Source organism: Carnobacterium viridans, assembly GCF_900102725.1.
Taxonomy (GTDB): domain Bacteria; phylum Bacillota; class Bacilli; order Lactobacillales; family Carnobacteriaceae; genus Carnobacterium_B; species Carnobacterium_B viridans.
Map to the genome: position 1 here is coordinate 1626095 of NZ_FNJW01000008.1, position 21493 is coordinate 1647587.

Consider the following 21493-nt stretch of genomic DNA (forward strand, 5'->3'; position numbering starts at 1 on the left):
AGAAACACTTATTAAATATAAAAAAGGCAAATAATAGTAAAAAATAGATGTTATAATATATTTATTAAAACCTAAACAATTCAAATCTATTTTAAGAGCGGTTACAACATGAAATTCGTATAGAAAAAAGGGGGAAAAATTAATGAATAAAGTTTTTTGGTTGGTTTTGAGTGTTGCAAGTGTGTTGGGTGCTTGCTCTACCGATAAGGTTGATAATGATGGTCAAAATAGCAGTTCAAATGCTGTTGCAACGGAAGAAGTATCAACAACTGAAACAAACAGCGTGGATGAAAATTATAAAGTATATTCTATAAATAGTTTGGAGTATTCAATTCCTGAAAGTTGGACGGAAGAAGTATCTGATGAAAACCTGAAATACTATTACCCTGAAGATGGTATGCTAATGGTTAGTTATTCGGAGACAGATGGAACTATTTCCAATAGTGTATCAAGAGCGAGTTTCGTAGAGGGCTTTACTTCTAATCTTGAATCATTCGATATAATTTCGGAGACAGAAATAACCGTAGGAGGTAAAACAGCATACCAGTACAATTTGAATAATGAAGTATCCAACGAAGAGTATGAAACTTCTGTAGTTATTTTTGATTATTATGATGGAATAATTAGCTTAGTTATGACAAAGGCATCAAATTCAGACGAAGATTATAGCAATGAATTTGAAAACATACTTAGTTCAATAGAACTTACAGATGAAGTTGATGAAGAGGTAGAGGAAATAGTTGAGGAGTCTGCTGGAAAAGAGATTGTCTTAGGAGAACCTATAGAATTAGGAGAATACACATTAACCATTCAAAAATATAGCCTTGGTGTAGATTATGAAGGAGATAGTGCTTTAATCATTGAATATGACTGGGTCAATAATTCGGAAGATTCAACTTCCCCGTTCATGACATTCATGTTAAAAGGGTTTCAAGATGATGTTGAAACTGATGATGCAATTATGGTTGAGGGTGTAGATTTAGGAGTTGGACAAAAAGAAGTAAGACCTAGTGGGGTAATCGAAGGTGCTCAGAGCACGGTTGGTATATCTGATACAACTAAGCCGCTAGAATTGGAATTAGATGAACTATTCTCATTAGATAGTAACCCTTATATAGCGGAAATTGATCTATCCACGTTAGAATAACTTAAATAAAAAAGCCCCACTCCCTACCAACAAATAAGAAGTGTCAAGCAAAAATAACACCCCAATAATAAGGCTATTTATGTATCCTATTATTGGTTTTTTTTTGCATGTGTTAATAGAATGAATTGAGTATGGATAGTCTCCCTTAATTAGACAGCTCCGTTAAGATCATATAAACATTATCAAACAAAGGCAATTATTAAAAAACCTCACTTAGGTATAACACGGAGAACCGTACCATAAGTAAAGGAGGTTTTCCTAGAAACCACAGCTTGTTATGTTGGGGGCATTTTTAATAATTGATAAAAATTATATTTTTCTTGGGAGGATTATATTTGAATAGATTAGACTTATATAAGAAGCCTATTTTATTACGTACTTTTATTACGAATGATGATGAACACAGTGACGAAGAATATAAAACTTATTCACGTGCAGTAGAAGATGTTGAAATTAATAATGATAAATTTAAAAAAGATTCTGAGTTTTATGAAATTATCAAAGAAATGATTTTTGAGGTTGATGAAGAAGATAGACCGTTTCTTTATATTATCTGTTATACATTTAATAGTTCATATAATAGCCTCGAGGTAGCAGCTCTAATGAAGACATCAGTTGAAGGATCAAAAAATGAAATAGACAGAACAATACTTCATGAATTAGCTATGTCGGTTATTTACAATATACCTATCTTTCCTAATCACGAGAATTTGGAAGAGGAACTGGGTCTTTATTATAACGAATTATATAAACATGGTTTTGAATTAATAGATAAAAACGAAAAGGTAAAAAAATATAAACTTGCTGATATTTTAATTCCAAATTTTGAAAATCAAAAGGATGATTTGTCAGAAGAAAAAATACCACGGATATATTCATATAGCGAAGTAAATTTTTATAAGAATAAATTAATGGAAAAATTAAAGAATTTTGATAATGCACAATATATAATAAATAACTTGAAAGATGGAATTGAAAAGTTATCAGATCAGTTAAACAGCCCTGAAAGAAATGAGAATAAGATTCAAAAAATATTAACAAACTATCCAATTCTATTTGGAACAGAATATACTGAAGTATTAGATAAGCAGAGTTTTGGATCAGAATATGAAGCTGATTATGTTTTGAAAAGGTATAATGGACTTTATGATATTGTTGAAATCGAAGCAAGCACATTAAATATTTATACTAAACAAGGTAATCCGTCTAGCCAACTGGTGCACGCAGAGCAACAAATAATGGACTGGTTAGAGTGGATTGAACATAATAGCTCATACGCACGAGAAAAAATTAAAAAACTATACTCACCAAAGGGCTATGTTGTCATTGGAAGGTCGAATACTTTAACAAGAAGTAATAAAGAAAAGCTAAGAAGAAGAAACTTAGTTTTTAGAGATAAAATCGAAATAATTACATATGACGACTTATTAGAAAACGCTAAATTATTATTAGATTTTTTAAGTGGTAACAAAATAAAAAAATGATTAAATTTACTGAATATATTGTCATAATATATTTCAGTGTATCGTTGCAATAGACAAAGGAGTTAGTAATTTCCTGTAAAGGGTGGACGCGAGTTTTACGATCGAGAAATTGCATACCCCTGACAAGGAGTTTCAATATCGCTTACATATTTTAATTGAGCAATATCTAAGTGTCTAAACACTGAAAAACCTCATTTAGATGAAGTTCGGAGAACCGTACCATAAGTAAATGAGTTTTTTTAAACATAGTTAAATCTGGGGTGAATGACCTAAAGGATGAGGTGAATTAATGAAATTTAATAAAACAAAAGATTCTTTAATTATCACAAAAAAACATATCCCTTTTTTACCAACGAAAATTGGGAATGAACTTCCGTCAGAAATTATTGCGCGCTTTGAACTTTATCCAGAAAATATACGACGACCTGTCAACAAGACTTTGTTTAGAAATGAGTACTTTGAATTAAGATATAATATGAAGACAAAAGATTTAGCTATATCATCCAGAGGAGATATTGTCTATTCAGCTATCCCATATGATACAGCTAGAAACTACATCCAACGTGCAGCTATTCAGTACTGACTCCATCCAGAAGAGGTACGTGAGTATATTAAAATGCATAAAGGTAATTTAGAAAAATACATTAAATTGAGTATGTTTCAAGTTACTAATAAAAGGATGGGTAAAAACAATAGTGAAGTTAAACAAGCTTATAATGCAATATTTCAAAATACATTATTTGAGATTCAAATTCTTGGGCGACTTCTGCAGCATGACGAAACTGGACCGATTTCTGCAAATATTGCAGGTAAATTCTTATTTAGTGAGAATGTAAACACAGGAATTTCTGAGTATGTTTTCGAATACCTTAAATTTGTCGTTCAACTCGCTAATTCGTTACCCATAACAACGGATGGAAAAAGAGTTGAATTGTTAGAAAAAAATCAGTTAAAGAAAGTTTTTTCTAATAATAGAAATAAAGATGAGTTTTTAACCTATAGATCAGACATTAAACCAGCATTGAGTTTCATGCCTCAAGAATTAAAGATAAGTTTAGAAAATTCAATTATCATTGCAAAACAATCTCAGTCTGTAAAATTAAAACCTATTTTACGATCAAAATCAGAGAAGAAAATTTCTAATCTTAGAAAAAATTATATTCCGCATAGTGTTCATCCTAAAGATACAGAAGAACACTTTGAAAATGTTCTTTCTACAGAGAATACAAATTTATTGAATGTTATCTCTGATGTTCACTCTAATGACGGAAAGCTGCCATTCTTCAACAAAAATTTCAATATAATGGTAGGAGATATCTCGGACTCTAAAGTAACAAACGGAGATATTAAAGGGCTCTACGTTATTGGAAATCATGAATTAGTAGATGTATTGCCGAGTAGTAGACAAGAACTTCAAGAAAAAAAGTGGAAACCATTTCTGAGAACCAAATGGTTTAAACAGCTTTTAGAAAATCCCGATGAGTCGTGGTACATGTTGCCTGTGGGCAATCATACATTTTATGAGGTAGTGAAGGATGAGCTTGAACAACGATTCCCACGAATAAACATATTGCATAATAGTCATATAGTTCATGAAGGAATACGATATATCGGGATCACAGTACCAGTTGTTTTAGTTAAGAGAAAGAAAGAGCAACAAAAATTTATTCTCAAAACTTTAAAAAATTTACTGAACAACGATTATGATATTCCAACGGTAATCGTTTCACATGCACCACTGTTTAACGAATTGAATATGGTCTCAATGAAGAGCAAAGTATATAACAATGAATATAATTGTTCAGAACCTAATATTGAAGAATTATTTAAGGAATATAACATAATTGGAGCTATACATGGTCATCATCATATACCAGCATCGTCTGGACGAAGCAAAGTTGTGCACTTTGCAGGCAAAGAGCTCTTTGTGGTTTGCTCAATTTATTCTAAAATGAATACAGGATTTGAGTTAATGAATCTGATAAGATCTAAGCAATCAAACTAAAAAAAGAATTTATTGAAATTTCATACAGAATAGTGCTTGTTTTTTGTTGTCGAGAATGTAATAGTATTTTAAATAAAAACATTGGAAAACTACCTAAAATTAGGGACGAACACGATTGAAGCCTGGTGAAATTATTTAAACGAAATGGGAGTCTATCAAATAAATGGATTCGGTACTTATGAGATGATTTAAGATGTTTGTTAATCAATTAAATGCGAATGATGATTTGAAGGAATAAAAAAATATAAGCATGTTGGCAACAGCCAACATGCTTATATTTAAAATAGTAGAAAAATTATTTTGCGCGTTTTACTTCAATCCGATAGCCATCAGGGTCCGTCACAAAGAAATAAGAGGGTGTGCCTCCTGAAAGCCCTCTTAAATCACCTGTTTGGTAAGCAGAAGATTTACAAACTTCATGCATTTTTTCTAAGTCACTAACAGTCACACCTAAATGACTGAAGCCGTCTCCTACATTGTATGGCTCAGCATCGTAATTGTAAGTGAGTTCAATTTGTACAGAAGAACCAGGAGAATTCAGATAAACTAAATCAAATTTATCTTCAGGGAATTCTCTGCGACTGGCAATTTCAAAATCAAATAGATTAGTATAAAAGTCTAAAGTAGCTTCAATATCTCTAACACGCAGGCAAATCTCAACAAGTTCTTGTTTCATAATAATATCATCCTCCAATAGTTTCTTATTTTATTCTAGCATGAATAGGTCATATAGGCACGCCCATGTTATTTTCTATAGTGCTTTCTATTACCTCGATAGGCAAAAAGAACAGAGTTTAATCTGATAATAGGAGCATTCATTGACAAAAATATATTCTACAAAGAAATAGTTGGTAAACTAAATGAATTAACGAAATAAACAAAGTTTGTTAAAGGTGTTGAGAGAACCATATCATAAGTAAAAATAAAAATTTAGTTAGTTAAATAGGAGGAAAAATAAAATGAGGATGAAATTTGACCCAAGTAATCCTATTATCCAGCTCTGTATGAAAGGGATGGCTCTAGAAGAAAGTGGAAATTTGGATGATGCCATCGAAGCTTTTATTGAAGCATGGAACCAAACAAGTGACGACTATGAAAGATTTATTGCAGCTTATCATTTAGGATTAAGACAAAATAATGTCGACGATAAGTTAAAATGGATGGAAAAATCATTGGCCCTGGCTCTAAAAATTAATGATGATGATGTTAAGAGTGCTTATCCAACTTTATATTTAACTATCGCTAAATGTTATGAAGCAATGAATGATACTACAAATGCTAGAAAAAATAGTGAATTGTTTCATTCATGTCAAGGTAGACCGACTGACGCTGGTCCTTTTTATCATGGGTCAAAGGCAGATTTGCAAGTTGGCGATTTGCTAACAGCGGGTAAGAAATCAAATTACGAAAAAGATCTTAAAATGAACCACATCTATTTCACAGCAAATATCAATGGTGCGGGACTTGCTGCAGCATTATCAAAAGGTGAAGGAATAGAACATGTTTATATCATAGAACCTACCGGTGAATTTGAAAACGACCCTAATGTAACTGACAAGAAATTCCCTGGTAACCTAACACGTTCTTATCGCTCCCAAAACCCTCTAAAAGTTTTGGGAGAAGTAACAGATTGGGAAAAACTGACTCATTCAGAACGACAGGAATGGGATGAAAGATTAGCTAAGAATAAAGGGGAGATTATTAACTAAAATTAACTATCATAGCAGTGCAACGGATGAGTAGTTATTTAGCATTCACGATTTTTACACTGTAATGAAAACTAATAAAGACGGAGATAATCCATTGTTAAATGATGGCTTATCTCCGACTTTTTCTGCTGTTATTGATATAAATCATTTAGGATTTTAGTACAATAATGCATATATACGGTATAAATATTGAGAATAATTAAAGTAAATTATACTTGTGAACAGAGTTTTGCAGATACCCTAGAAATATAATTAAGTTTAGTGATAAACTAACAGTCAATTGTAATTATTAAGTATGATATTTTTGATTTACTATTTTAGGGGGAGAAAGAGAATGGGATTTATTGTTAATAAATTGATATTAATTGTATCGTTAGGGTTGGTGCTAGGTGCTTGTTCTGCAGCAACTGACATGGAAGAAAGCTCAGAGAATACAACAGATGAGGCTGTAGAGGCAGTTGAAGAAACTGAAGAAAAAAGTATTGTAGCCGATGAAATGACAACAACTTTTTATCCAGAAGTAACTAGATTAAGACATCTTACCGAAGAAGACCTGGAGTGGTACGATATCATTATAACTAGATTAAATGCTATAGATGATTTCTCAGGTGATCGGGAGACTGTATACGAGATAGCTGAAGAATACGGAGAAGATCCTGAAGAGTTATATTTTGATTGGTTAGAGATTTGGGATGCAAAAGTGCATGGTGATAATGGGAATTATGCTATTTTGTCAGAGGCTTATAGTAAATTAACTACTGAGATTATTGAAAAAAACATCGTGGGGGAAAAAATCGAACATTCTAGCAGTAGATCTAGTTTAGATGAGGGAAATTTAACTACCTTTGTACAGCACGAGCTAGACGTAGATGGAGAACTTTATGAAGTTGCTTACGTGATTGAACACAGAGATGATTATAAAATTGCGGAAATAATTGAGTTTAGTGTTAATGGAGAAAAGACAGATTTATAGATAGAGTATGTTTAGTTATGTTCGTTGTAGCTGTTTTAATGCATCAATAAGAATTTTAGTATAAGTAAATGCAAAGGCTAAAATTTGGGCATATTGGTGCATGAGTAGTATGATGAAGTTACGAATAAATTTTATGAGGAGTGGTAAGATGACAGCATATGAATTACCAAAAGTGTGGCAGTGGGAAGAAGAGAATTCAAAAAAAGGTGGCAATCGTCCAACAGCTGGGAGTCGTTTCGAACAAAAATTACCAGTTGGAGATGCTCCGTTTCAACTCTATTCATTAGGAACACCGAATGGCATTAAAGTTACAATTATGTTCGAAGAGCTGAAAGAGTTGGGTGCGGAAGGCGCAGATTATGACTTATATACTATCAATATTGGCGAAGGGGACCAATTTGGTTCAGATTTTGTTGAGATCAATCCTAATTCTAAAATTCCAGCTCTTGTTGATCAAAGTCAAAGTCCTCGTTTGGATATTTTTGAATCAGGTTCTATTCTTCTTTACTTAGCGGAGAAATTTAACCAACTCATTCCGACAACTATTCACGGTCGGACTGAAACTCTTAATTGGTTATTCTGGCAAATGGGAGCAGGTCCTTATGTTGGTGGAGGATTTGGCCACTTTTTCGCTTATGCTCCTGAGTTTATGAAATACCCGATTGATCGCTTCACGATGGAAACGAAACGTCAGTTAGATTTATTAGATAAAACTTTAGCACAACGACCTTATATAGCAGGTAATACCTATACCATCGCAGACATTGCTATCTGGTCTTGGTACGGACGTTTAGCTTTAGGAAAATTATATGAAGGATCATATGAATTTTTGAATCTAGATGAATATACCCATCTCTTAGAATGGTCTCAGCGCATTGCAGAACGACCAGGTGTTCAAAAAGGTCTGGCAGCAGAGTCTCAATCAATTAAAGAATAGTTTGTATCATATTTTATTACTTTAGGGTTTTAACAATCTATTTTGATTAAAAAGAAATAAACAATCAGCACTGTATTATAATAAACAAGACAACAATAAATTATCACCAATACTAGGATTCTCTATAAATACCTTGCAAAAATAATTTATTATAGGTAGATTTAAGTTACACTTGAGGTATGTAATAGATAAAAATGTTTATGATAGTAGGGTTTGTATTGAGAAAAAAAGCACTAAAGATTCAGTTAACGAGTTGGATTTTCCTCTTAACTGCAACTGCAGGATTTATGAACGTTGTAACGATTATTTTATTTTCAGCTACTAGCTCCCATCATACGGGGAGTTTATCAAACAGTATGATTCATTTAGTAAAAGGGGATTTCGAGGGTTTTATTCGTTTGATAATCGTTATACTAGCCTTTTTCTTAGGAACGATGTTGAGTGGATTCCTATTTCCAGAACAGGTCTTTAAATTGAAACGTCGGTATGGTTATATTCAACTCTTATCCGGTTTAGCGATTTTAGTGGGAAGCATTATGCTTAAGGATCCTTGGTGGCGTTTGCTAGAGACAACCCTGATTTTAGGTCTGCAAAATGGTATGTTTGTCTATTATAAAGGGATGATTGTTCGTACGACACATATGTCTGGAAACCTAACTGATGCTGGTTTGGCTTTAGGTAGAAGTTTAGCAGGACGAAAATCCGAGTTATGGAAGGCCCGTTTCCAACTACTAAATCTCAGCTTCTTTCTATTAGGTAGCATAGTTGGTGCCGGCTTATTGCTATATACTAACGTTGATATTTGGCTTGTAGCAAGTAGCTTATACCTCTTTCTTGGTCTCTTATATTTCTCATTGTATCATCACGTCAATTACGTAAAATCAACCCATGATGAATTTGAAATAAACGGAAAAAACTTATTTGATTATTTAAAATAGACTTAGATTGGATTGTCTACACTAAACTGTACAAAATTTATATGGACTACGACCTGAAGTCAAAAGGACTCTTGTAGTCCATCCAAACAAAGAACCCCTCGCATTTTACTGTGAGGGGTTCTTTGTTTATTTATAGAGTCACAACTGCTTAATAGTGTAGTGCTTTTAATTCTTCTATAGTAACATCTTGATCAACATAGCCATCAACCATAAAGCCACTTAAATTTGAAAATTCTTTATAAAAGATGTCGTAAGCTGTCAGATTAGAATTGAAATTTTCTTCATTTAATTTTAGGATAAGTTCCTTCGTTTTAGCCTGAGTATCGCTGTCAAGTTCCCAGTTATCAGGTCTAAGACGGCCCACTTCATCGTATTCAGGCTTGTTGCCATAAATCATTTCTCTATAAATGCGGTCTTGATGCATAATTGGTGTTTCATGGGTGCCTTTATCTGCCATCACTTTGTAAAGACCGATACAATAAACAGGGAAAAAAGGAATAACTGAACTTGCTTTAGTGGTAACTGCAGTAGCGACTACAATCTGAGCTTTGCCGTTTATGTCAGCTAGTAACTCATTAATATTGTTTGTCTTTTCATCACAATCTGCTTTAGCCAGGCCAAGTGTACCACCACCATAGTAAGAATGGTTAAGCTCTGTTCCTAAATAAGAATAATTAGTTGTTAAGACGCCATCAGCTAATACGTCTGCTTCTTTTAGTGCTTGCATCCATAGTTCCCAGTCTTCTCCGCCCATTACCTTTACAGTATTAGCGATTTCCTGTTCAGTTGCAGGTTCCAGAGTTTCAGTATAGTAAGTCTGGTTTTGCATATTAATATTAGGTCCAACTACGGGCTCTCCAATGGCTTTAATCGAAGAAGTATATGTTTCTCCAGTAGTAGGATCTGTTCTTCGACCACTTGCCAGACTGTAAACGACTAAGTCTACTTTACCGCCAAATTCGTTCTTTATATAATCGATGACTTCTTGCTTGCTTTCGTGGCTGAAAGCGTCTTGAACAAAGTTTTTAGCAATCAGACCTTCTTTTTCAGCGGCTTCTCGAAAAGCAATATTATTGTACCAGCCAGCTGTACCTAAATTCTTTTCGTTCTTTGGACCCTTTTCAAAAGAAACGCCAATTGTATCTGCTCCAGTACCGAAAGCTAAGCTGATTCGGGTAGCTAAGCCGTAGCTTGATGATGCGCCAATGATCAATACTTTTTTTGGACCTTCATAAGTTCCTTTGCCTTTTACATAGTCAATTTGATTCAATACTTCCTGTTTGCATCCAAGTGGATTTATACCTAAAGCTACATTTCCACGAATATTTTGTTTGAATTCCATCATAATTAATTTTCCTCCATTAAATCGTTATAAGAATATCATATCAGAAAAAGCTTCTTATGAGAAATTACTTATCAAAATTTCACATCAAAGTTACGTACCTGTGTTCATCACTCAATAGGTAAAATGGAATGGTTGTATAGTATTACTAAAAATAAAAAAGATTTGGTAGTAAGATAGTGATTATGGTAACTACTAGATAAATGTAAGTTTCTGGTATAATTAATAATATATTAAAAATCACATTTTAACTATGGATACTAAAATTTAAATTGAGGAGACAGAATTATGGACATTAATCTCGTAAAAGCATTTTCTGATAATTATATTTGGATTATTGAAGAAGGTACAGAGGCAGTGGTAGTCGATCCAGGAGAAGCTGAACAAGTAATGGACTACTTAGCGGAAAAGCAGCTACAGTTAAACTCCATCCTTTTAACGCATAATCACGACGACCATATCGGAGGAGTTCAGCAAATTTCAGCAAAATACCCAGATGCCTCAATTTATGGCCCGAAAGAAACAGAGGACATAGCAGATCATATCGTAGTGGACGGGGACTCTTTTAGTTTGTTAGGTCAAAATTTCCAAGTATTAAAAACGGGCGGACACACCGAGGGACATATCAGCTTCTTAATGGATAATGTTCTCTTTTGCGGGGATGCTTTATTCTCAGCAGGCTGTGGCCGAGTTTTTACAAAAGATTATCAAGCTCAATATGATGCCTTACAGAAATTCAAACAATTAGACGATGAGGTACAAGTATATGCCGCTCATGAATATACGCAAACCAATTTACGTTTTGCGCATTCTATGCAGCCATCGAACACAGCCATTTCTGAAGCCTTAAACCAAGTCAATGAAATGCGCGCAAAAGGAAAACCAACTTTACCTACAACAATTGGTAAAGAGAAAAAAATCAATCTGTTTCTGCAAGCAGAGAAGATGGAGGACTTTAAAGAGTTGCGTGATGCTCGTGATAAGTTTTAGGTATTCTTTCAAATCCTGACACTAAGTTTTTACTAAATTAAGTAAGGAGATACAAAACAATTATGAATTTTGAAACAGTTATGCAGGAGCTTGAAGACTTAAGTAAGCCAAGAATGAAGAAAATATATCTATCCAATGGTGCACAAGAGCCGCTTTTTGGTGTAACCACGGGTGAAATGAAACCTATGTCAAAGAAGATAAAAAAAAATCAACCTTTAGCGGAAGAGCTTTATGCTACAGGTAATTATGATGCTATGTATTTTGCTGGTGTTATTTCGGACCCCAAAATTATGACGGAGTCTGATTTTGATCGCTGGATGGATGCAGCTTATTTCTATATGTTGTCTGATTTTGTTGTAGCTGTAACATTATCTGAATCAGATATTGCACAAGACGTTGCGGATAAATGGATTGCAAGTGGTCAAGAATTGAGAATGTCTGCGGGTTGGAGTTGTTATTGTTGGCTTTTAGGAAATCGTTCAGACAATGAATTTTCTGAAAGTAAAATTTCTGACATGCTTGATCATGTAAAAAAGACGATTCATGATGCGCCAGAACGCACAAAAGCGTCCATGAACAATTTCCTATCCACGGTTGGGATTTCATTTTCTCCTTTACATGAAAAGGCACTCGAGACAGCAATGGAAGTAGGTACAGTAGAAGTCAAACGTGAAAACAAAAAAAACAGTACCTTAAATGCTTATGAGAGTATTCAAAAACAAGTAGAAAAAGGAAGAATCGGCTTTAAACGTAAATATGTAAGGTGTTAAGATTAGCTTCACACAGGAGGTTCTAAGATATGGGAATACAAGAGCATAAGTATATTGAGACGAATGGAATCAAGCTGCATGTTGTTCAACAAGGACCTGAAAATGGACAGTTAGTGATTTTACTGCATGGGTTTCCTGAATTTTGGTATGGTTGGAGCAATCAGATGTCTGAACTGGCAAATAAAGGATTTAGAGTATGGGCGCCAGATCAAAGAGGCTATAATCTTAGCGATAAACCTAAAAAAGTAAGTGATTACCGAACGGATCATTTAGCTGCAGATGTTGCTGGTTTAATTAAAGCTTCCGGTAAAGAAAAAGTAGTTTTAGTAGGTCATGACTGGGGTGGAATCGTGGCTTGGAGAGTCGCAAGAGAATATCCTGAGCTGCTAAATAAGTTGATTATTCTTAACGCTCCACACGAAATGGCTATGAGTAACCAACTCTTAACACACCCATTACAAATTCTGAAAAGTTCGTATATTGCTTTCTTTCAATTGCGAGGATTGCCGGAAAAATTATTTGGCATGTCTAATTGGAAAGTTGTGGAGAAGGCATTAGTGACCAGCAGCCGAAAAGGAACCTTCAGTGAAGAAGACTTACAAAAATATCGAACTGCGTGGTCTCAGCCAGGTGCTATGCGCTCAATGATCAATTGGTACCGTGCTTTGGTATCCAACTATACTAGTTCAGATGTTCCATCTCGAGTGATTGTCCCAACGTTCTTGATCTGGGGAGCTAAAGATCAATTTTTAGGTCCTGAATTGGCCAGTAAAAGTCTCGAATTTTGTGATGATGGTCGAGGAGTATTGCTGGGAGAAGCTACTCACTGGGTACACCATGAAGAACCCGAACGTGTCAATAAGCTGATTCTTGATTTTATTATTAGTGAAGAGCCCCCTTTGTAGTTCTCCCTGAGCGTATTTAACTGTAACTAACGGTAACCAGAATAATAAACTCATATAAAAAGGCACAACATCCATTTATTACTGGACGGTGTGCCTTTACTAATTTTTATTATTTCACTTCGCCAATTGGCATAATAACTTTTCCATAAAGTTCATTCAAAACTTGTGCCATTGCAGCATAAATTGCTGAGAATCCACAAATGATTCCCTCGTAACCAGCAATGGTTAAAATAAGTGAAGAGTCTGTAAAATGACCTAAAGATAATAATAGGAATAAAAGTGCTAATGATCCAAATACAACTTGTAAAGCTTTATTGATTCTAAGTGTTCCAATAAACATAGCAAATGTAAAGATAGCCCACATGAATAAGTAAGCTCCCATAGATTGACTAGAAGGCGTTTCGCCTAAACCCATAGTAGGTAAAATGTTTATTGCAATCAATGATAGCCAAAAGAATCCATATGATGTAAATGCTGTAGCACCAAATGTATTATCCTTTTTCCATTCCATAATGCCTGCAATAACTTGTGCAAATCCGCCATAAAAAATACCCATTGCAAAAATCATTGAATCCATTGGGAAAAATCCAGCGTTATGAAGATTTAACAATACAGTAGTCATTCCGAAACCCAAAAGCCCAAGCGGAGCAGGGTTTGCAGTTATTTCTTTAAAAGTAACTGTTTTACCTAATTTATCTTTATCCAATTTGTAAATCTCCTCTAAATATAATAGTCGCAAAAAAATCGCGCGATTCTTATTATACAGAAGGCGGTCTATACAAGTCAAATAAAAGTCTGAATTAAATACTTTGAAGCTATTAATCGTATTTTTATGCAAAAAAACCCTAAAAATTAGATTTTTAGGGAATGACTTATTTTGAAATTCGTCTTTTTTGTATTAAACTTATTTTGTATAGTTGTCGAAGTAACCTTGAATATAAACAATAGGTGTCCCTTTGTCTCCGCTACCAGAGGTTAAGTCAGATAATGAACCGATTAAGTCTGTTAATCTACGTGGAGTAGTACCTTGCGCTTCCATCGTGCCAACTAAATCTTCCTTTTTATTCAGGATGTATTCAGAAATAGATTGTTTTAGATCTTCTCCACGAAGATGAGAGAAGTTATTGTCGGCTAAATATTTTAATTTCACTTCATTTGGAGTGCCTTCAAGTCCTACGGTGTATGCAGGTGAAACAACTGGATCTGCAAGTTCCCAAATTTTACCAACTGGGTCTTTGAATGCCCCATCGCCATATACCATAACTTCAATTGTTTTACCTGTCAGTTCTTTTAATTTGGCTTGAATACCATCAACAATTGGTTGGCAATTGTTTGGAAAGAGCTTCAGGGTATCTTCTGTTGCTTTATTGGATCCAAGCAGGCCATAAGTTTCGTTAAAGCCGCTACCATTGATTGACGCCGTTAAGATATCATCAAGGCCGTATACTGTTTCAGCTCCATTAGCTGATAAAATACGTTTTGTTCTAAAGCGTGAATGTATATCACTCGCCAGGACATGTTTAGTATACGTCAAAATAGTTTTGGGATTGTTTGAGAAAATGACTTCGCAAGTTGCGCCTTCAGCTTCAATCAACTCTCGATAGTAATCGATATAATCGATCCCAGTAAAGCGGTGTTTTTTGTAACCAAAATGCTCACGAAATTCAGCTTCCGTTAAAACATCTGTCCATGGATTTACACCTTTGACATCCAATTCATCAATCTCAACAAGTTGATTCCCTACTTCATCAGAAGGATAACTCAACATTAAGATGATACTATTTGCACCTTTTGCAATACCACGTAAAATATTTGCAAAGCGATTACGACTTAATATTGGGAAAATGACGCCAATTGTTTCATCACCGAATTTTGCTTTGATATCTTCAGCAATAGCATCAATTGATGCGTAGTTTCCTTGTGCGCGTGCTACAATTGACTCGGTTATAGTAACAATATCTCGATCTTCAAAAGAAAAATCTTTATTCTTAGCTGCATTTAAGACAGTCTCCACTACAATTTGTTCAATATCGTCACCTTTATTGATGATTGGACCGCGAAGACCGCGTACTACTGTTCCTACTGTGTTTTCCAATATGATCTCTCCTAATAAATTGCTTTATAAAAATAGGCATAACTATTTACACACTATATCCTTATTATACCTTTTTGAATGGCTAGAAGTAAAATAGAATAATATACTAGGTGACTATAGTGCGTTATTGAAAAGAGTATTTCTCTTATATCTCTATTTTAAATAAAATTGTCTCCTACTCCGTTAGTGAAGTATGGATTTAAACTCATTTGTACTCAAAAGGAGTTTGTGTACAATAAGGATAGAGAATTAAACTCATTAAGGTACTCAAAAGTGTTTTGCATACCTTACCGCTAGAGAAATAAACTTGTTAGGGTACTTAAAAGTGTTTTGCGTACCTTACCGCTAGAGAATTAAACTCATTAAGGTACTCAAAAGTGTTTTGCATACCTTAACGTTAGAAAATTAAACTCATTAAGGTACTCAAACAGGAATTGCGTACCTTATCATTAGAAATTCAAACTCTTTATGGTACTCAAAAATAAGAAAAGGTAGGATTAAAATGGACATTTATTCTATTGGACATTCAACTCATAGTAGCGAGGAATTTATTGATTTGCTTAAAGCTTATAAAATAGAGACATTAGTTGATATTCGTTCTTATCCAGGCAGCAAGCATGTGCCGCAGTTTAATAAGGAAAATATTGAAAAATGGGTGCCTGATAGTGGTATTCGCTATCTACATATGCCTGAATTAGGTGGTAGAAGAAAGAAAAACCGTGAAATAGAGGAGTCGTTGATTGATGGATGGAGAAATACATCCTTTCGCAATTATGCTGCGTATAGTTTAACAAAAGACTATGAAGAAGGAATCAGCGACTTAATAACAATCGAAGATAAAGAACGGGTTTGTTATATGTGTTCTGAAAGTGTTCCATGGAGATGCCACCGGTTGATTGTTTCAAATACCTTGGCATTAAAAGGACTGACTGTTCACCATATTATGACAGAGAAAAAAACAATTTTGCATGAAATCGGAATGTACGGGGCAAAAGCTGTCATTGAAGGTTCAACAATCATTTATCCTAAGCAGCAAGCAGACACTGAATAATGCTGAAATTTTTGTAGGAATAGATTAAAGAGCTGTTGCTAATGGTTTAATGAACAGTAAAAACGCTAAAGAGCCCTTACAAAAAACATTTAAATGTTTTTTTGAGTAAAGATAGGTGATACGAGCATAAAATATAGAGGGATAGGGTGCTTAAACCTGTTTAAATACCTTAAGGCCTTTAAATTTCTATCGATATGGTAGATAAACTCCTTTTGAGTACCATAAGGTTTTTAAATGCCTATTGATAAGGTAGACAAAGCCATCTTGCGTGCCATATGTGCGAAAAAGCCTATCACATAAGGTACTTAAACTCTTTTTTAAGAATTTTAAAGTAGACTTAAAAGGACCTATTTAATTATAGAAAATAAAATTAGTAAATGGTCGAATGGTTCAATGTTATAGAGAATTTATCAAAGGAGAATCTTAGATGAACTTAAGAGAACAAATTAGCCACTACATACCTTATACTACTCAAGAAGCTAAAGAACAAGAAGTGATCCTACAGTATATGGATACTTTTGACAATTTGTTGATACGCGAAAATGAGTTTGCGCATTTTACGGCTTCTGCTTGGATTGTTAATTCAGAACGGACCAAAGTTTTAATGGCCTATCACAACATCTATCAATCATGGTCATGGATTGGTGGACATGCAGATGGCAACGCAAATTTATTAGAAGTGGCTCTGAAAGAAACAACAGAAGAAACCGGTTTGTTGCATATCAGTCCTTTAGCAAATACAATCTATTCATTAGAGATTCTAGGCGTTCCAAGTCACATGAAAAAAGGATTTCCTATTGCAACACATCTGCACTTAAACGTAACTTATTTGATTGAAGCAAATGAAAACGAACAAACAAGAGTAAATCAGGATGAAAATAGTGCAATAAAATGGATGGAACTAGAGGAAGCTGTTGAAGCCTGTACTGAGCCAGAAATGAAAATTGTTTACGAGAAATTGAATGAAAAATTAAAAAACTACAAATAAAAAGCTGAGTTACGATTTCTTCTATTTAGTAATAATAGAGAGAAATGTAACTCAGCTTTTTTTAGTTGTATTTAGTCTTCGTCTGATTCGTTCATTATGCCGGCTTTTTCAAATAAATAAAAGGCGATACTTAGAATAATTCCGACTACACTCGCAAGAATCATCCCTTTTAATTCGATTCCCGCAAAATTAACCGTTAATCCGCTTAAACCAGCAACAAGAACGATAGAAGTTAAAATTAAATTTTTTGATTTGCTATAATCTACTTTAGATTCCACTAATAAGCGCAATCCACTTGTTCCGATCATTCCGTAAAGCAGGAAGGTTACTCCACCAATGACATTTCCTGGAATCGTCGAGATAAACGCTGCTAAAGGTCCAATGAAAGCCATACAGATTGAAAAGATGGCTGCTCCAGCGATTACTCGAACACTGTAAACACGTGTGATCGCCATGACGCCAATATTTTCTCCATAAGTTGTTGTTGGAACCCCACCAATTAGACCAGATAAAGCAGTTCCCAAATTGTCGGCGAATAAAGAGCGATGCAACCCAGGATCTTTTATCAGATCATGGCCGACAACATTTGAAGTGACGACCTGATGTCCGATGTGTTCAGAAGTTAAGACAAGAAGAACCGGCAGCATCGTTAATATGGCATTCACATCGAATTTTGCCCATTGAAAATGGGGCAAGGTAAACAATGACGTTTCCATTAAAGGTGTAAAGTCCACCATTCCGAAAGCGGCAGCAGAGATATAACCGACAACGATTGAGATTAAAATTGGGATAGTGGATAAAAATCCTTTAAACAGTACCGAACCTAAAATCGCTACACCTAAAGTAATGAAAAAGACAATGAAGTCTTGCGATGAGGCCGTTTCGGTCATCAAGTTTGCACCGATTGCACCGCCTTGAACGGTGTTTCCAGCTAGTTCCAAACCAATCAAAGCAACGACTGCGCCCATTGCTGCTGGTGGAAGAACGATGTTGATCCATGCTGTACCTACACGTCGAATGAATAAGGCTAAGAGACAACCAATGATCCCTAAGACGACAAAACCTCCTTGAGCATAAGCAAATCCTTGATTCGCAATAATAATACTTGCAGGTCCAATGAAGGCAAAACTTGAACCAAGATAAGCAGGAGCTTTTCCTTTGGTGATAAGAATAAATAATAACGTAGAAATTCCGTTCATTAATAAAACAATACTAGGATCAATACCAAAGATAATGGGTACTAATACCGAAGCTCCGAACATAGCAAATGTATGCTGTAAACTTAAAGGGACCAGTAATTTTCCTGGGACTTTTTCATCTACTTGAATAATTTTCTTGCTTGACATATACGATTCCTCCTATTTTTGGGCACAAAAAATGCCCTTTATGAATGGTGTATTCGCAAAAGGACCTCAGGTATCGTATCATAAATTGACTTGTTACCCTTTTTAATCTCTCTGGATTAATTTAAAAGGACTTTGCTTTGATTTATTCTAGCAGTAAAGGATAGGAATTACAATAAGCTATTGTTATTTAGATAGAAGAATGAGATTTATGAGTACACCCTTTAGTAAGGTGAAGCGGGAGAGTGTTTTATTGAAAAATTTAAAATACTTAACGATTGTAGTAACTGATTTAAGAAAGACTCATGTATACTATTATTAGTAAACAGACAAAGAAGAGTAGGATTGGATTTTAATTGAAAATTAGACTGAATCCTATTTTCTGACAAAGAGTGCAATACAGCCAATAAAGCTTTATACTAATGGAAGATAATAATTTGAAAAAGCTTGTGGAGGGTTAATAAGATGAACAATAATGATCGATTAGTAAGATTAAGATATGCTTTAGATATTAAAGATACCGAGATGGTAGAGATTTTTAAATTAGGCGGATTAGAGTTAACAAAAGAAGATGTAAAGAAAATGCTGACTAAATCAAAAAATGAAAATTCTGATACTATAAAAAAAGAGGAATTTCAAAAAAATGATTACGTAAAAGACTGTTCTAACCAAACGTTGGAATCTTTTTTAAATGGCTTAATTATTTTTAAAAGAGGTAGACAAGAGTCTGCAGTAAATGAGCCAGAAAAGCTAGTTCCAATGGTGATAAATGATAAAAACGTAAATAATATGTTGCTTAAAAAAATTAAAATTGCTCTGTCTCTTACAAGTGAAGATATGTTAGGTGTTTTAGGAAATGCTGGAGTACAGATTTCAAAAAGTGAATTGAGTGCGGTCCTTAGAAAAGAAGGGCACCGAAACTACAAAGAATGTGGCGATCGATACGCCCGAAACTTTTTAAAGGGTCTAGCTATAGCTTGGCGCGAATAGTCAGTTGATTGCAAAAAGCAAATAAAAAAATCAGTCTTAATTTCTGTACTCAAAAGCAGAAGTTCAGATGGTTTTTTTTAATACGATTAATACATTCATAGAGAAAATACATTGATTATAAATAATAAACCACTATAATTGAAAAGGATGTAAAAATAGGACGTTAGTTTCGAGCAAGATGTAATTGAACTTATTTATTCTTAATAGTAGTTAAAAAATAAAAACCGTTAGTACGACAAAAATCGTCTAACTTTTTTTTGTTTAAAAAGGCAGCTGCTAAAATCCAGCAATAATACAGGAGGAAAGCATATGAAAAAAACAGGATTTGATCCACAGAAGTACATTGAAGAACAATCAAAATATATCCTAGAACGAGTAAATGACTACGATAAATTATACCTTGAATTTGGTGGCAAACTGATTGGTGACAAACATGCTAAACGTGTATTACCAGGGTTTGATGAAGATGCAAAGATTAAGTTGCTGCAAAAATTAAAAGATCAAGCTGAAATCATTATCTGTGTCTATGCTGGAGATATCGAACGCAATAAAATTCGTGGCGATTACGGGATTACTTATGATATGGATGTATTAAGATTAATAGACGAACTAAGAGGATATGGCTTAGAAGTTAACAGTGTAGTTATTACTCGCTATAACGGTCAACCTTCTACAAAACTTTTCATTAATAAGCTAGAAAGAAGAGACATCAAAGTCTTCACACATGCTGCAATTGAAGGGTATCCATCTGATATCGAAAATATTGTAAGCGACGAAGGATTTGCAAAAAATGACTATATTCCAACAACTAAACCAATTGTAGTCGTTACCGCTCCTGGTCCAGGAAGTGGAAAGTTAGCAACCTGCTTAAATCAGCTTTATCATGAACGTCACCAAGGGAATACAGCTGGATATTCAAAATTTGAAACATTTCCAGTTTGGAATGTTCCATTAAAGCATCCGCTTAACATTGCTTATGAAGCAGCTACTGTAGACTTGAAAGATGTAAATATGATGGATAATTTTCATTTTGAAAAATACAACCAAGTGGCGGTTAATTATAATCGTGATCTTGAAACGTTCCCTGTTATTAAACGAATTATTGAAAAAATTACTGGTAAAGAATCGGTATACCAATCTCCAACAGATATGGGTGTTAACCGTGTGGGATTTGGTATCATTGATGATGAAGTGGTTAAAGATGCTTCAAAACAAGAAATTATTCGTAGAAGTTTTTCAACAGAATGTGATTTTAAAAAAGGTTTGATCGATGAAGAAATTCTTAATCATATGAAATTGATTATGGAAGAAGTCGAATTGAAAAAAGAAGATAGAGTTCCTGTGGCACCTGCCCGTAAATATGCTGAAAAGATAAGAGAACATTCTGAAGTTACAGATATGCCTGCAGTTATCGCATTTGAATTACCAGACGGCCAAATTGTGACTGGGAGAACGACTGAGTTAATGGATTCATGCTCTACAGCTATTTTAAATTCGATTAAAGTTTTGGCTAAGATCTCAGATGAAATCCATTTGTTATCTCCAAACATCTTAGAAACGATTCAAAAATTAAAAGTAAATGATCTTCATAGTAAAATGACGGCTTTGAATGCCAATGAAGTTTTGATTGCTCTTGCAATTAGTGCAGTAACGAATCCAACAGCTCAATTAGCTTACAATAAACTAGCTGAGTTGCAAGACGTTCAAGCACATTCAACTGTAATGTTGAATAAAGATGATGAACAAACACTTCGTAAATTAGGATTGGATATCACATGTGATCCATTCTATCCATCAGAAAATTTGTATTATATTTAACTAAATGT

20 protein-coding genes are annotated in these 21493 nt (G+C 34.2%); 15 read left to right on the plus strand and 5 right to left on the minus strand.

Going from position 1 to position 21493, the window contains the following annotated elements:
- The first annotated feature begins 142 nt into the window (after nucleotides 1–142).
- From BLT48_RS09315 to BLT48_RS09325, 4 genes are all read left to right on the plus strand, one after another.
- Nucleotides 143–1147 (plus strand): DUF5067 domain-containing protein, encoded by a 1005-nt coding sequence (locus BLT48_RS09315; RefSeq protein ID WP_089977474.1) that lies wholly within the window; start codon nucleotides 143–145, stop codon nucleotides 1145–1147.
- A 335-nt stretch (nucleotides 1148–1482) separates the two neighbouring features.
- A complete protein-coding gene (locus tag BLT48_RS09320) occupies nucleotides 1483–2631 on the plus strand; it encodes a Shedu anti-phage system protein SduA domain-containing protein (protein ID WP_089977477.1) in 1149 nt (382 codons plus the stop codon).
- Between the two features lie 289 nt (nucleotides 2632–2920).
- Nucleotides 2921–3214 (plus strand): hypothetical protein, encoded by a 294-nt coding sequence (locus BLT48_RS14385; protein WP_324199190.1) that lies wholly within the window; start codon nucleotides 2921–2923, stop codon nucleotides 3212–3214.
- A 72-nt stretch (nucleotides 3215–3286) separates the two neighbouring features.
- Entirely contained in the window at nucleotides 3287–4636 is a 1350-nt protein-coding gene (locus BLT48_RS09325; RefSeq protein ID WP_342341809.1) for a metallophosphoesterase family protein, read from the plus strand.
- Nucleotides 4637–4931: 295 nt separating this feature from the next.
- Here BLT48_RS09325 and gloA read toward each other — a convergent pair whose 3' ends face one another.
- Nucleotides 4932–5312, minus strand: coding sequence for a lactoylglutathione lyase (gloA, locus tag BLT48_RS09330; RefSeq protein ID WP_089977480.1), 381 nt, complete (start codon nucleotides 5310–5312; stop codon nucleotides 4932–4934).
- Between the two features lie 283 nt (nucleotides 5313–5595).
- Here gloA and arr point away from each other — a divergent pair, with 283 nt between their 5' ends.
- From arr to BLT48_RS09350, 4 genes are all read left to right on the plus strand, one after another.
- Nucleotides 5596–6345, plus strand: coding sequence for an NAD(+)--rifampin ADP-ribosyltransferase (arr, locus tag BLT48_RS14585; RefSeq protein ID WP_089977483.1), 750 nt, complete (start codon nucleotides 5596–5598; stop codon nucleotides 6343–6345).
- A 334-nt stretch (nucleotides 6346–6679) separates the two neighbouring features.
- Nucleotides 6680–7318 (plus strand): hypothetical protein, encoded by a 639-nt coding sequence (locus BLT48_RS09340; RefSeq protein ID WP_089977487.1) that lies wholly within the window; start codon nucleotides 6680–6682, stop codon nucleotides 7316–7318.
- A gap of 148 nt (nucleotides 7319–7466) precedes the next feature.
- Nucleotides 7467–8255 carry a glutathione-dependent disulfide-bond oxidoreductase gene (yghU, locus tag BLT48_RS09345; protein ID WP_089977491.1) on the plus strand — a complete coding sequence of 263 codons (789 nt, stop codon included), beginning with the start codon at nucleotides 7467–7469 and terminating at the stop codon, nucleotides 8253–8255.
- A gap of 218 nt (nucleotides 8256–8473) precedes the next feature.
- Nucleotides 8474–9193 carry a YoaK family protein gene (locus BLT48_RS09350; protein WP_226776533.1) on the plus strand — a complete coding sequence of 240 codons (720 nt, stop codon included), beginning with the start codon at nucleotides 8474–8476 and terminating at the stop codon, nucleotides 9191–9193.
- Between the two features lie 148 nt (nucleotides 9194–9341).
- On the opposite strand, the gene fabV is transcribed toward BLT48_RS09350, so the two are convergent.
- Nucleotides 9342–10535: an enoyl-ACP reductase FabV gene (fabV, locus tag BLT48_RS09355; RefSeq protein WP_089978747.1), complete on the minus strand. Its 1194-nt coding sequence runs from the start codon at nucleotides 10533–10535 to the stop codon at nucleotides 9342–9344.
- Nucleotides 10536–10823: 288 nt separating this feature from the next.
- Between fabV and gloB the strand changes: the two genes are divergently transcribed.
- The 3 genes from gloB (at nucleotide 10824) to BLT48_RS09370 (ending at nucleotide 13200) form a co-directional block, all read left to right on the plus strand.
- Entirely contained in the window at nucleotides 10824–11525 is a 702-nt protein-coding gene (gene gloB / locus BLT48_RS09360) for a hydroxyacylglutathione hydrolase (protein ID WP_089977498.1), read from the plus strand.
- A gap of 62 nt (nucleotides 11526–11587) precedes the next feature.
- On the plus strand, nucleotides 11588–12295 hold the full coding sequence (locus BLT48_RS09365; protein ID WP_023176526.1) for a DNA alkylation repair protein: 708 nt from the start codon (nucleotides 11588–11590) through the stop codon (nucleotides 12293–12295).
- Between the two features lie 29 nt (nucleotides 12296–12324).
- Nucleotides 12325–13200 carry an alpha/beta fold hydrolase gene (locus BLT48_RS09370; RefSeq protein ID WP_089977501.1) on the plus strand — a complete coding sequence of 292 codons (876 nt, stop codon included), beginning with the start codon at nucleotides 12325–12327 and terminating at the stop codon, nucleotides 13198–13200.
- 109 nt (nucleotides 13201–13309) lie between these two features.
- Here the strand turns inward: BLT48_RS09370 and BLT48_RS09375 are convergent, their stop codons facing one another.
- Nucleotides 13310–13906: an acetate uptake transporter gene (locus BLT48_RS09375; RefSeq protein WP_035021041.1), complete on the minus strand. Its 597-nt coding sequence runs from the start codon at nucleotides 13904–13906 to the stop codon at nucleotides 13310–13312.
- 198 nt (nucleotides 13907–14104) lie between these two features.
- Nucleotides 14105–15295, minus strand: a complete 1191-nt coding sequence (locus tag BLT48_RS09380) for a coenzyme F420-0:L-glutamate ligase (protein ID WP_035021042.1) — start codon at nucleotides 15293–15295, stop codon at nucleotides 14105–14107.
- 502 nt (nucleotides 15296–15797) lie between these two features.
- Here BLT48_RS09380 and BLT48_RS09385 point away from each other — a divergent pair.
- Both BLT48_RS09385 and BLT48_RS09390 read left to right on the plus strand, forming a co-directional pair.
- Nucleotides 15798–16346, plus strand: a complete 549-nt coding sequence (locus BLT48_RS09385) for a DUF488 domain-containing protein (RefSeq protein WP_089977504.1) — start codon at nucleotides 15798–15800, stop codon at nucleotides 16344–16346.
- Nucleotides 16347–16773: 427 nt separating this feature from the next.
- Nucleotides 16774–17334: an NUDIX hydrolase gene (locus BLT48_RS09390; RefSeq protein ID WP_035021044.1), complete on the plus strand. Its 561-nt coding sequence runs from the start codon at nucleotides 16774–16776 to the stop codon at nucleotides 17332–17334.
- A 71-nt stretch (nucleotides 17335–17405) separates the two neighbouring features.
- Here BLT48_RS09390 and uraA read toward each other — a convergent pair whose 3' ends face one another.
- Nucleotides 17406–18680, minus strand: coding sequence for a uracil permease (uraA, locus tag BLT48_RS09395; RefSeq protein ID WP_089977508.1), 1275 nt, complete (start codon nucleotides 18678–18680; stop codon nucleotides 17406–17408).
- A gap of 462 nt (nucleotides 18681–19142) precedes the next feature.
- Between uraA and BLT48_RS09400 the strand changes: the two genes are divergently transcribed.
- A complete protein-coding gene (locus BLT48_RS09400; protein WP_089977511.1) occupies nucleotides 19143–19667 on the plus strand; it encodes a YehS family protein in 525 nt (174 codons plus the stop codon).
- 309 nt (nucleotides 19668–19976) lie between these two features.
- Nucleotides 19977–21485: a DUF1846 domain-containing protein gene (locus BLT48_RS09405; RefSeq protein ID WP_035021047.1), complete on the plus strand. Its 1509-nt coding sequence runs from the start codon at nucleotides 19977–19979 to the stop codon at nucleotides 21483–21485.
- Nucleotides 21486–21493: the final 8 nt, after the last annotated feature.

Excerpts from the sequence above, each read along its gene's own strand:
- BLT48_RS09315 (WP_089977474.1), top strand. The coding sequence starts at position 143 with ATGAATAAAGTTTTTTGGTTGGTTTTGAGTGTTGCAAGTGTGTTGGGT.
- BLT48_RS14385 (WP_324199190.1), top strand. The coding sequence starts at position 2,921 with ATGAAATTTAATAAAACAAAAGATTCTTTAATTATCACAAAAAAACAT.
- BLT48_RS09325 (WP_342341809.1), top strand. The coding sequence starts at position 3,287 with ATGTTTCAAGTTACTAATAAAAGGATGGGTAAAAACAATAGTGAAGTT.
- gloA (WP_089977480.1), bottom strand. The coding sequence starts at position 5,312 with ATGAAACAAGAACTTGTTGAGATTTGCCTGCGTGTTAGAGATATTGAA.
- arr (WP_089977483.1), top strand. The coding sequence starts at position 5,596 with ATGAGGATGAAATTTGACCCAAGTAATCCTATTATCCAGCTCTGTATG.
- BLT48_RS09340 (WP_089977487.1), top strand. The coding sequence starts at position 6,680 with ATGGGATTTATTGTTAATAAATTGATATTAATTGTATCGTTAGGGTTG.
- yghU (WP_089977491.1), top strand. The coding sequence starts at position 7,467 with ATGACAGCATATGAATTACCAAAAGTGTGGCAGTGGGAAGAAGAGAAT.
- fabV (WP_089978747.1), bottom strand. The coding sequence starts at position 10,535 with ATGGAATTCAAACAAAATATTCGTGGAAATGTAGCTTTAGGTATAAAT.
- gloB (WP_089977498.1), top strand. The coding sequence starts at position 10,824 with ATGGACATTAATCTCGTAAAAGCATTTTCTGATAATTATATTTGGATT.
- BLT48_RS09365 (WP_023176526.1), top strand. The coding sequence starts at position 11,588 with ATGAATTTTGAAACAGTTATGCAGGAGCTTGAAGACTTAAGTAAGCCA.
- BLT48_RS09370 (WP_089977501.1), top strand. The coding sequence starts at position 12,325 with ATGGGAATACAAGAGCATAAGTATATTGAGACGAATGGAATCAAGCTG.
- BLT48_RS09385 (WP_089977504.1), top strand. The coding sequence starts at position 15,798 with ATGGACATTTATTCTATTGGACATTCAACTCATAGTAGCGAGGAATTT.
- BLT48_RS09390 (WP_035021044.1), top strand. The coding sequence starts at position 16,774 with ATGAACTTAAGAGAACAAATTAGCCACTACATACCTTATACTACTCAA.
- uraA (WP_089977508.1), bottom strand. The coding sequence starts at position 18,680 with ATGTCAAGCAAGAAAATTATTCAAGTAGATGAAAAAGTCCCAGGAAAA.
- BLT48_RS09400 (WP_089977511.1), top strand. The coding sequence starts at position 19,143 with ATGAACAATAATGATCGATTAGTAAGATTAAGATATGCTTTAGATATT.
- BLT48_RS09405 (WP_035021047.1), top strand. The coding sequence starts at position 19,977 with ATGAAAAAAACAGGATTTGATCCACAGAAGTACATTGAAGAACAATCA.